We start from the raw sequence: 5,469 nt of genomic DNA, 5'->3' as shown, positions 1-5,469 counted from the left end.
GACATTATTGGAATGCACGACAAACTGAGCCGGATATCACGGCGGGATCTGTTCAGGGTTGCAGGCCGTTACGGGATGAGCTCGACACTTCTGGCCGCTGGTGGTTTCGGGGGCGCGATGAGCCTTGCAAACCTCGCAAGTGCGGCAGAATCGACCTATGAGAAACGCTTTGCGAAAGAGGCCAAGCACACGCTGAAATTCGGCGCGGCGGGTTTTAACGCCCGCAACCTTCTGATCGAACGGGCCGGTGCGCTTGAATTCGCCCGCGATCTTGAGGCCCGCACTGACGGCGAGATTCGCATCGAATTCATCGGCGACAACCAGATCTGCGGTCAGCTGTCCTGTGTCGAGAAGACCCAGCAGGGCATCGTCGATATCTATGCCGCCTCGACCCAGAATTCGGCCGGGGGCGCACCTTACCTGAACGTGCTCGACTATGCCTTCATGTTCCCGGGCCGCGCCTCGCAGTATCACTTCCTTTATCACCCCAAGAGCCAGGAAATTCTGCGCGACCCGCTGGAAAAGCGGCACGGGCTCAAATTCCTTTTCAGCCATTGCGAATTGCGTGGCATCCAGTTGGGGCTAAGCTGGAAGGACAAGCCGACGGTGACCAAGCTTGAGGAATTGTTCGGCACCAAGAACCGCGTCACCGGCACCCAGTTGGGCCGGATCGCGATGCAGGCGCTGAACCTCAACCCGGTGCCCGTCGCCTGGGAAGAAACGCTTGATGGCCTGAAGCAGGGTCTGATCGACGGGGCGGAAACCTGGGCCTCTGCCGTGGCCTATGCCAATATGTCGCCGGTCGTGTCGCAATGTGTGGACCTGAAATTCTTTTGCGGCACCGAGCACACCTCGATGAGCGCCAGCGTCTTCGACAGTCTTGACGGCCATCTGCAGGATGCGGTGATGGAATCTGCCTATTGGGCCCAGACCCATGTGCAGGCCGCGAACGAGGCAGCACTGGTCAAGACCGTCGGCTTCAGCGATCCGCAGCTTCCCGGCACGATCTTTGCCGAAAACGATGTGCGCTGCGCCTTCCTTGCCGAAGACCAGATCAAGATGGCCGAAGAGATGTGCAGCCCCGAGTTCCAGCCCCAGCTCTGGACCGAATGGCGCGACCGGCTGAACGGCTGGGCCGGCGGCATCGACACCTATCAGGAAATCTACAACATCGCCCGCGAGGTCGATGCAAACATGCTGCCTGAAAATGTCGAGCCACGCCGCTGGTGGAAAGGCTAAGGCAAGGCCGATAACATTCGGACCGGTCCCGATTGGGGCCGGTCAAGCCGATTGAACGACCGGAAAACCGGCGCTTTGGGGAGAGTGAGCCATGTCGATCTGGGCCGATATCGGCACCATATTCTCTGCGTTCCTGACGCAGGATTCCTTTGAAATCCGCAGCGCGCTGAAAAGCAATGCCGCATGGTGTATCGGCGCGGTCGCGACCGCGCTTGGTGGCCTTGCCGTCATGGCGATCTACCGCGCGGTGCCCTTCATCGAGCGCCATCTTGAACGCACGATCATGGTCTACAGCTACCTTGCCATCGCGCTGATCATCTTCCGGGGCGTCATCAACCGCTTTGTCTTCAACGATCAGTCGCCCTGGTCGACGACGATCCCGCCGCTTTTGTTCATGATCATGGCCTGGTACGGCGCGTCCTATAACGTGCGCCTGCGCACCCATCTGAGTTTCAGCGAGTTTCGCGCGGCGATGCCACGTGCCGGTCAGATGGCCTGTCTTGTTCTTGATGCGGTCCTGTGGTTCGGCTTCGCGGTGATCGTGGTCACGACGACGGCGCGGCTTGTGGCGCTTTCGGCCTCGAACTTCCAGATCGTGCTTGGCACCGACAATGTCATGCAATGGTGGTTCCTCATGACAGCCCCTATCGCCTTCATCCTGCTGGCGGGGCGCGTGTTCCAGAACCTTGCCGAAGACATCCGAAACTGGCGCAGCGGCGACCCGCTCGTCAAGCAAGCTGTGATAGGGGCGGACTGATCATGACGGACGGAACCTGGGTCACATTAATCTCCCTCGGCGTCACGCTTCTCTTCATGCTGGGCGTGCCGGTCCTGCTGATCATCGCCTATTGGGTGATCGGCTGTTCCTTTGTCCTTGGCCTCACGCTTGACAATATGGGGGCCGAGCTTCTGAACGTCTTCAACAAGGGCTTCGCGCTTCTGGCGATGCCTTTGTTCATCCTCACGGGCGATCTGATCAACCGGTCGGGCATCGCAAGGCGGCTGTCGGATTTCGCCTATGCCTGCCTTGGTTGGCTCCGGGGCGGGCTTGCCATGGCCTCGCTTGGCGCTTGCGGGCTGTTTGCGGCGATCTCGGGGTCGAACTCGGCCACCACGGCGACGATCGGATCAATGCTGCATCCCGAAATGGTCAAGGGCGGCTATGACGAACGCTTCTCGGCCGCGACGGCGGCGGCGGGCGGTACGGTCGGCATCATCATCCCGCCCTCGATCATCTTCATCGTCTACGGGTTCCTGATGAACCTGCCGATCAGCGATCTTTTCGTGGCCGGCATCATTCCCGGCACCCTGATGGTCATCGGCATGCAAGTGGCCTGCTGGATCATCTGCCGGATCAATGGCTGGGGCTATCTGATCCCGCTGCAACTGAACCGTATCCTGAAGACCGCCTTCGGTGCCTGGCTTGGCTTCTTCGCCATCGGCCTTGTCCTGTGGGGCATCTATACCGGCAAGTTTTCCCCGACCGAGGCGGCGGGCGTCACCGTCGGCTTTTGCGTCATGGCAGGGTTGATCAGCTGGCCGCTGAACAAGATCATGGGGACGGATGCCGACAAACCCGTCTCTGACAAGGGCTATGCCGAAATGCTGGTCGTCGAAGGCTTTACCATCCCCGAAATCCCATCCATCGTGGTCCGCTCGGCCCAGATCACCGGCATTCTGGCACCTCTGATCGCGATATCGGTGGTGATGCAGCAGATCCTGTCGCTTTTGGGCGCGCAGGCAGTGATCGGCGATTTCGTCACCTCGATGGGCGGCTATTATGCGGTTCTCTTCACTTCGATGGTCATCGTCTTCTTTTCCGGCATGGTTCTGGAAAGCCTGCCGGTGACAATCATCCTTGCGCCGATCCTTGCCCCCATTGCGGCCTCGGTCGGGGTTGATCCGATCCACTTCTCGGTGATCTTCCTTGTCGGCGCCTCGATCGGTTTCATCACTCCGCCTTACGGGCTGAACCTTTACGTCGCATCCGGCGTGACAGGCGTTCCCTATTTCCGGCTGCTGCGCTACACGGTGCCCTATCTTGTGGCCCTGATCGGCGTCTGGGTCCTTGTATCGCTTGTGCCGGCACTGTCGCTGATCCTGTTGCCAGCCCGTTAAGATATGCCCCATGTCCGACGATACCGCATCAGATGAAACCGGCCAGATCCCGACAAATCTCAGGCTGCTGATGCTGCTGGAAGAGGTCGCGCGGGCCGGGGTTCCGGTCACGCCATCGGCGATAAACGAGGTGCTTTGCCTGCCCAAGCCGACGATTCACCGGCTGTTTCATACCGCCGAGGCAGAAGGTTTCCTGCAACGCGATCTTGACGGACGATCCTATAGCCCCGGCCGACGTCTGCGCCGCTTTGCCGTCGCCACCCTGTCATCCGAACGCGTGCGGGCCGTGCAATTGGCCATCCTGCGGCGCGTTGCCGAAGAAATCGGCGAGACCTGCAATATCGCAACGCCGGATCGCGATGGCATGTTCTACCTCGACCGTGTCGAAACGCACTGGCCGCTTCGCATCCAGCTTCCGATCGGAACAAGGGTGCCTTTCCACTGCACGGCCAGCGGCAAGATGTACCTGTCGAGTCTGCGTCAGGACTATCTCAACCGCTTCCTGAAAAACTACAAACTGACGCCGGTTACATCGAAGAGCATCACCGACGCCGCGAAGTTGAAGGCAGAGCTCGCCCAGACCCGCGAGCGTGGCTATTCCACCGACAATGAGGAATTCATGGACGGGATGGTCGCGATCGCGCTTCCCATTCGGGATATGCAGGGCCGGTTGCTGTCGACGCTATCCGTTCACGCACCGCTTCAGCGGCACGACCTGGCCAGCCTCACGCAGAAACTTGATGTCCTGATCGCAGGCTCGGCAGAGTTGTCAGATACCCTGTGCAGCTGATCCGATCCGTCAGGGTCGCCGAGTGCGTGCAAGAGGGGCGGTGCCATGGCCCACCGCTATGGCGTTTCGATTTTTCCGCCCGTCGCCCCTGCAAGGACACCGTCCAGTGACCTGAGATCCGTATGCCCGATTTGCGCCAGTGTAATACTGGCTTCCTCGGAAAGCGTGGTCCAAAGGCTGTTCAGCCCAGCTTCCCCACCCGCCGCGATGGCGAATAGCAGGATCCGCCCCAGAAATACGAAATCTGCGCCGGTTGCATAGGTTTTGACGATATCCTCGCCCGATCTGATGCCGCTGTCGAAAAAGAGCGGGAAATCCGGGCCGAGTTCCCGGCGTATGTTTTGCAAGGCAAGGATCGGCGGTTCGGCACCATCCAACTGGCGTCCGCCATGGCTGGAGACCTGAATGGCATCCACACCCGCATCGCGCAGCCGGACCGCATCCTCGACATCCAGAACGCCCTTGGCGACCAGCCTGCCCTTCCAGCGGTCGCGGAGCCGCGCGAAATAGCTCCAGTCGGCCCGGGCCCGGCTTTCGGTCCGGTCGAATGTGTAACCGGGCATGGTGAAGTTGGCCATGTCCGGCTTGCCTTTGAACAGCGTCGTCAGCGACCAGAGTGGATGACAGGCGAAATCGACGAACTGGCGCGGTCCGATGCGGAACGGCATCTTGAAGCCGTGCCGCAATTCGCGCGGGCGGCGGCCAACCTCGGGCACATCCAGCGTCAGCACCAATGTTTCATAACCGGCAGCCTCGGCCCGGTCGACAAGCTTCAGCGCCCCCGTGCCATCGCCCGAGAAATAAAGCTGGAACCAGGCATGCCCCCCGGCCGTCTCGATCATCTGCTCCATCGGCGTCGAAGCGACGGTAGAGACGCCAAGCGGCACCTGATAGCGCGCCGCGAGCCGCGCCAGCATCAGATCGGCACCGGGGGCTGCGAGGTTGCACATGCCCATCGGGCTGATCCCGAAAGGCAGTTTCGCATCGTGGCCGAAAACCGGCATGCCGAGGTCGCGCTGACTGACATCGACCAGAACCCGGGAGCGCAGCCGGATATCGCTGAGCGCAGCCCGGTTCAGGGCTGCGCCATGCTCTTCCCCTGCCGCGCCGTCGATATAGTCGAAGACCATCCAGGGCAGACGCCGCCGCGCAAGGCGGCGGGCGTCTTCGCTGCACTGGATGCGTGCCGCGAACATCAGGCCTTCACCGCCTCCATGAAGCGGTGCCGGATGACGACCGGATCCATGGTGATCACCGGCAGCTTGATGTTGCCGCTGTCGCATTTGCACACGATCACGGTCATCTTCTTGCTGTCGATGGCC

Annotated in this window: 5 protein-coding genes and 1 pseudogene; 4 read left to right on the top strand and 2 right to left on the bottom strand. The window is 60.9% G+C overall.

Annotation, left to right across the window (positions count from 1 at the left end; all coding sequences use genetic code 11):
• Window positions 1-12: 12 nt before the first annotated feature.
• The 4 genes from WBB85_RS14730 to WBB85_RS14715 all read left to right on the top strand — a co-directional run bounded on the left by WBB85_RS14730 (window position 13) and on the right by WBB85_RS14715 (window position 4,147).
• The gene (locus WBB85_RS14730; protein ID WP_432639358.1) at window positions 13-1,239 is read left to right on the top strand and encodes a TRAP transporter substrate-binding protein; all 1,227 of its coding nucleotides are present in this window, start codon (window positions 13-15) and stop codon (window positions 1,237-1,239) included.
• Window positions 1,240-1,330: 91 nt separating this feature from the next.
• Window positions 1,331-1,996, top strand: coding sequence for a TRAP transporter small permease (locus WBB85_RS14725; protein ID WP_432639357.1), 666 nt, complete (start codon window positions 1,331-1,333; stop codon window positions 1,994-1,996).
• A gap of 2 nt (window positions 1,997-1,998) precedes the next feature.
• On the top strand, window positions 1,999-3,357 hold the full coding sequence (locus tag WBB85_RS14720; protein WP_432639356.1) for a TRAP transporter large permease: 1,359 nt from the start codon (window positions 1,999-2,001) through the stop codon (window positions 3,355-3,357).
• 10 nt (window positions 3,358-3,367) lie between these two features.
• Window positions 3,368-4,147: an IclR family transcriptional regulator gene (locus tag WBB85_RS14715; protein WP_432639355.1), complete on the top strand. Its 780-nt coding sequence runs from the start codon at window positions 3,368-3,370 to the stop codon at window positions 4,145-4,147.
• Between the two features lie 56 nt (window positions 4,148-4,203).
• Here WBB85_RS14715 and WBB85_RS14710 read toward each other — a convergent pair whose 3' ends face one another.
• Window positions 4,204-5,343, bottom strand: a complete 1,140-nt coding sequence (locus tag WBB85_RS14710; protein ID WP_432639354.1) for an alpha-hydroxy acid oxidase — start codon at window positions 5,341-5,343, stop codon at window positions 4,204-4,206.
• Window positions 5,343-5,469, bottom strand: a pseudogene (locus WBB85_RS14705) (sulfopyruvate decarboxylase subunit beta); the annotation flags it as partial. The gene WBB85_RS14710 and the pseudogene WBB85_RS14705, both read right to left, overlap by 1 nt.

This window comes from Albidovulum sp. (assembly GCF_049646345.1).
In the GTDB taxonomy this organism is placed as follows: Bacteria; Pseudomonadota; Alphaproteobacteria; order Rhodobacterales; family Rhodobacteraceae; genus Albidovulum.
Note: the sequence above shows the minus strand (reverse complement) of the source record. Positions and strands in the feature narration are given on the sequence as shown.

Bases quoted from the DNA above. Each gene is read 5' to 3' on its own strand.
- WBB85_RS14715 (WP_432639355.1), top strand. From the start codon at position 3,368: ATGTCCGACGATACCGCATCAGATGAAACCGGCCAGATCCCGACAAAT.
- WBB85_RS14730 (WP_432639358.1), top strand. From the start codon at position 13: ATGCACGACAAACTGAGCCGGATATCACGGCGGGATCTGTTCAGGGTT.
- WBB85_RS14720 (WP_432639356.1), top strand. From the start codon at position 1,999: ATGACGGACGGAACCTGGGTCACATTAATCTCCCTCGGCGTCACGCTT.
- WBB85_RS14710 (WP_432639354.1), bottom strand. From the start codon at position 5,343: ATGTTCGCGGCACGCATCCAGTGCAGCGAAGACGCCCGCCGCCTTGCG.
- WBB85_RS14725 (WP_432639357.1), top strand. From the start codon at position 1,331: ATGTCGATCTGGGCCGATATCGGCACCATATTCTCTGCGTTCCTGACG.